Raw genomic sequence first — 5,457 nt, forward strand, 5'->3', positions numbered from 1 at the left:
GTCGCCCCTACGCGCAACGCCCTGTACGATATGCGGAATCATCAAAAAGGGCGTTGCGTGCAACGCCCCTACGGGACGGGGGGATACGGCGGGGCGGTGTGGACACCGCCCCCTACGCACAACACCCGTAACCCCCGTCGTAGGGGCACGGCACGCCGTGCCTTGGTGCGCCGCCCCCGCAAATTATTTTCACGTCATTACCGCGCCGAAGGTGCACATCCGGCTGCGTTAATGGATATCCCCCGCAATTTTCCCGGCCTCTGTGCGACGGATCACACAGAGAATTTATTCAAGGAGTGTTCAATAAATGAGAATCCAAAACAACGTCCCCGCGCTGAATGCGCACCGCAACTACAGCATCAACGCGACCGGCGTATCCAAGTCCATCGCCAAGCTTTCCTCGGGCTACCGCATCAATTCCGCGGCCGACGACGCGGCCGGCCTCGCGATCTCCGAAAAAATGCGCGCCCAAATCCGCGGCCTGACAATGGCGTCGAAAAACACGCAGGACGGCATCAGCCTCATCCAAACCGCAGAAGGCGGCCTGCAAGAGATCGACAATATGCTCCAGCGCATCCGCGAGCTGGTGGTGTACGCCTCGAACGACACGCAGGAGCACAACGAGCTCTCCACCGGCGACCGTCAGAAGATCCAAGACGAAATCAACGCGCTCGTCGAGGAGATCGACAGTATGTCCGAGCGCGTCGAGTTCAACAAAAAGACGCTGCTGAACGGCGATTGCGGCGTTTCATCCGATCCTGCCAAGGCTGCCGCCGTGGCAAAAGCGCGCGCGGACTACAACTCGTCTAAAGCGACGGTCGGCGCCTATCAGACACAAATCGCGACCGATGAAAAGACGTACTCGAACCTTATTGATAAAATCAGCAGCGCTATCAACAGTATGCGGACTGATGGTCTCGCTATTTACGCAATAGCCGATAACGGCGTTGCAGCTGAAATGCAGTCTTTCGCGGGTGCTCTGGACGACTTTATGACCTCGCTGTCTGCCATCGGTAAGACGGGGTCTTCATCCGCAGATACGGAAGCCATACTCTCAACGACCGCCAGCTTGGAAGAAGCGCTTGACTCTCTTAGCGACGCAATTGTGATGCTGAGCACGAACGCGACGGCAACCGGGCTTGCGTCAAGAATCAAAGGCAATGCCGACAAGATAGATGGTTATTTAGCCTCCCTTGGCAGCGCGCTTAATCGCCTGAACGGAGACGATGGAGCAAGCAGCGACGCCACAAGCGCAAGATACAATTTAACCGAGGCGCAGACATCTCTGACTACCGCCGAAGCAGATTTGAGAACCGCAAAGCAAGACGTAGCCTCAGCCGGTAACGGCGGGACTCCGCTGTACTTCCAAGTTGGCGCGAACGCCAATCAGGGAATCACGGTCTCTATAGACGCGGTGACCTCGCTTGAGCTGGGAATCGGCGACGGCAACGGAAGCTCGACCATAGATGTTTTGGCTGACAGCGGCACGGAAATCACAAATCAGCTCGACATTCTCGACGAAGCGCTCTCCTATGTCACGACGCAGCGCAGCCGCCTCGGCGCAGTCCAAAACCGTATGGAATACACCCAGTCCAGCCTCGAAATTTCGGCTGAGAACCTCACAAACGCCGAATCCCGCATCCGCGACGTGGATATGGCCAAGGAGATGACGAACTTCACGAAGATGAACATCCTCTATCAGGCCTCCACCGCAATGCTCGCGCAGGCGAACGCGCTCCCGCAGGGCGTCCTGCAAATGCTCGGCTAAACAAAATAAACGCGCGCGGGGCGGTGTGCATACCGCCTCGCGCGCTATATCTATTAAAGGAGTGTATTAAATTGAAAAAAGCTTTTAGGCTCGGGCTTGTAACGGTCGTCGCGCTGCTCGCGTCGCTCTCGCTCGGGTCTGTCGCGTTGGCGGCAAGCCCGGAAGTGAGCGACGAAAACATCGACTTCACCAACGAAACTATCGGCTCACTGTCCACAGAATTGGAATACAGCTTAGACGGCAGGACGTGGAAAGACGTTTGGGGCGAGACCCTTGACATTTCCACGCTTATTTCAAACAGCAAAGATGTTACCGTTTGGTTCTTCACCAAAGGCGACGACCCCAATGCCGAAGCCAATGCTTCCGTGTCGGTCACGATCTCCGCGCGCGGCACAACGCCAAAGACCTCCGAATACAACGGCAAGACGGAAACAGTAACAGTCCCCGACACCGGCTATCAATTTGCGACGGGATTATTTGATTGGGCCGATGTTACCGACAAAGCGATTAAAACGGACCACGCGACGCTGGCGGCGGATATCTCCGTCCGGCTGAAAGCGACGGAAAGCGCGTTCGCCACCGCCCCCGCCACAGTAAAAGTCCCCGCGCGCGCCGCCGCGCCGACAACCCCCGCCTATGACGTCGAGACCGACTCCATCAAGGGCTTGGCGTCCGACAAGATGCAAGTTGTCGTCGGCGCCGCCACCGGCTTAGGGGAAAATCCCGACTGGAAAGACGCCGGAAAAGTGACGACGCTCTCCCGTGCCGGACTTGACGCCATTTTTACAGGCGACACTTTCACAAAAGGAGCTGACCCCATATACCTGTTCGTCCGCACGGCGGCGACCGATAAAGCCCCCGCGTCCTTCGCCACCGCCGCAATAATCTTTCCCAAGAAGGCGACCGCCACCGCCGCGAGTGACTACGAAATCGACTATGCTGCGGAAACGCTGACCGTGTCCGACGGTACCGACGCTTACGAATACAGCAAGGACAACGGCAAAACCTACACGGCGATCAAGGGCGATACCTTAACGCTGACCTCCCTGATCCCGGCGGCGGGCAAACAGTCTTTGACGATCCAGCTCCGCGCTAAGGCGCAGCCCAAGGCGACCCCGGCTGTCCCCGCGTCGGAGCCTGTTCCCGTGGAAATCCTCGCGCGCCCGAAAACGCCGACCAAAACCGACGTCTCTTACAATATGGAAACCGAAAAGCTCGAACAAAGCGCATCGTTCACGCTTGACATAGTCTATAACAAGGGCGCAGGCTATGGAACCGATGACTCCAACATTGTCGATCCCGACGACGGCGTCGCGCTGCCCGCCGGCGACAAAGCCGTCACAGTAAAATTCAAAGTCCCGGCGCACACTGCCGCAGCGGAGGAAGTAGACACTCAAGATGCCGGAGATGCGGCGGACGCGAAGCCCAGCAATTTCGCCTCCGCCGAATTCTCACTGACAGTCCCCGCGCAGTCCGCCGCGCCTAAAGTGGCCTATGCCGCCGCGTCCGACGCAATAACCGGCGTCTCCAAGCTGCTGGAATGGGCGCAAAAGACGGAAGGCCAATACGGCGGTTGGACCGACTTCAAAGTAACCGCAGCGACGCGCGAAGATTTTACAGGTGCCACCCTGACTGACCTGATATACATCCGCGTAAAAGCCACCTCCGCCGCCCCCGCGTCCAAAATCGCGGAAGTCGAGTTCCCGACCGTAACCACCGCCCCGGCGAACATTGGCGTGGATTACGAAACCGAGCTGTTCACAAATATTTCGGACGCCAAGCTTTACGAATACACCAAATACGCCGCCGACGCTGACGAGCCCACCGCCAAAGCGACGTGGACGGCCGTCCCCTCCAACCTGAGCGTAAAAACCCTGATCCCCGCGCCGAAAGCGGCGGACATAAATATCGGCGTGCGCCTGAAAGCAACGAAAGAAGCTCCCGCATCCGCGCCGCAAACCGTTGAAATCAAAGCCCGCGCCGCCACGCCCGACAAAACCTATGTAGAGTTCAACGGCGAAGCGAACGCGATCATAGTTAAGACCGAAGTCGAAGGCCTTCAATACCTTGCCCCCAAAGGCACCACCTATACAGAGGTTGAAGAGGACGAAAACGAAAATCCGGCTTACAAATTCACACCCATCCCGGTCACGCCGGACACCGCCGCGCAAGCCTACAAGTTCCGCGTCGCCGCTGAGGGCGCGCCCATCTCCGCCGAATTCACGGTGACAGTCCCCGCAAGGGCGGCAATGCCGAGCACCCCCGTCTATTCCGCCGCGACCGACACAATAACCGGCGTCACCGACAAAATGGAGTGGAACACGGAAAGCGCAGAACAAGCCGAGCCTTGGACAGCAATCGAAAAAAGCGTAAAAATACTTGACCGTACAACCTTTGAGTTGGCTGAGGATGGCGGCACCCTGTACATCCGCACAGCCGCCACCCCAACAGCCCCGGCGTCAAAAGTGAAAGCGATCCCCGTCGCCAAAGCGACCGCCGCGCCGACAGCATACACAATCGACAAAGACGCCGAAACACTGTCTGTAACGGCAGGCTCCGACACGCTCGAATACAGCGCGAACGAAGGCAAAACGTGGACGGCGTTCAAAAACGGCGGCAGCATAACCTCCCTGATCTCGACAAAGGCCGCGACGCCCATCCTCGTGCGCGTAAAAGCCACCTCCTCCGCCCCCGCGTCCGCCACCCTGCCAGTCTCGATCTTTCCGCGCGCCCTGGCCCTGACAGCCAGAGAAATAAAGTATGATTACGCGCTCGAAGCGTTTGTACAGGTCGGTACCTCCGCGCCCGAACTCAGCAAGCTGGAATACGCAGCCGGAACTGACACGACGTATACGGCAATGGAGACCGGCATCGGCAAAATCACGCCGACCACAGCGGCGCAAAGCGTGAAAGTCCGTATCGCGAAAACCGAAACAACATTCGCGTCACTGCCCTTCACAATAACCGTCGCCAAGCGCGCCAACGCCCCCGCCGTATCGTGGGATGCCAAAAGCGAGCAAATCACAGGCATAAAAACGACGATGCAGTGGAAGTACAGCGGCGAAGCCGACACCGAGTACAAACCCATAGCAGCCAGCACAGTGCTGAATCAAGCGTTCTTCAGCTACCACGAGGGGAAAACGGTAGAAATCCGCGTGACCGCGACCGCCACCGTCCCCGCGTCCCAAGCGAAGGAAGTCCCAGTACCCGCAAATCCCGAGCCCGAGTCCTCTGATTCCGACTAATTGTCCAACAACGATCCCCCGCATATAAAAACACCGCGCCGCAGGCGCCCACCCGGGCCGCCCGCGGCGCGGTGTTTTCCGCATAGAGGTGAACCGCCGCAGGCGCGGCGAACGCAAAAAAGAGTTGACGATTGCCCCTGAAAGTGGTATTGTAAAACGCAGAGGCGGTGACAGGGTGAGCGGGCTGAATGAATCGTTACAGGCAATAGAGAAAGCAAAACGAGGGCTTGATTACGAGGTCGGTACGCTGCTCGCGCCGGATGGGACTGTGCTGCGGGAGTATGGCGGCGAGAAACACGCCGTCAGCACGCCGAGCGAGGATGCTCTGCTATTTCGGGGCGGTGTGTTCACACACAATCATCCCGGCGGTCGGACCTTCACGCTTGAAGATATACGGTCGTTTATTGCGAGCGAAGCGAAAGAGGTGCGGGTGAGCACGCCGCA

Annotated in this window: 3 protein-coding genes and 1 pseudogene; all 4 read left to right on the plus strand. The window is 58.3% G+C overall.

Annotated elements, in window-relative coordinates; all coding sequences use genetic code 11:
• The first annotated feature begins 307 nt into the window (after positions 1–307).
• Positions 308–736, plus strand: a pseudogene (locus tag LBK75_01660) (flagellin).
• A gap of 372 nt (positions 737–1,108) precedes the next feature.
• Positions 1,109–1,768: a flagellin gene (locus tag LBK75_01665; GenBank protein MDR1157003.1), complete on the plus strand. Its 660-nt coding sequence runs from the start codon at positions 1,109–1,111 to the stop codon at positions 1,766–1,768.
• 71 nt (positions 1,769–1,839) lie between these two features.
• Complete coding sequence (locus LBK75_01670) at positions 1,840–5,013, plus strand: hypothetical protein (GenBank protein MDR1157004.1); 3,174 nt, start codon at positions 1,840–1,842, stop codon at positions 5,011–5,013.
• A gap of 175 nt (positions 5,014–5,188) precedes the next feature.
• Positions 5,189–5,457: hypothetical protein (locus tag LBK75_01675; protein MDR1157005.1), on the plus strand; the 269-nt coding region annotated here is incomplete at its 3' end.

Source organism: Oscillospiraceae bacterium, from assembly GCA_031265355.1.
Taxonomy (GTDB): domain Bacteria; phylum Bacillota; class Clostridia; order Oscillospirales; family UBA929; genus JAIRTA01.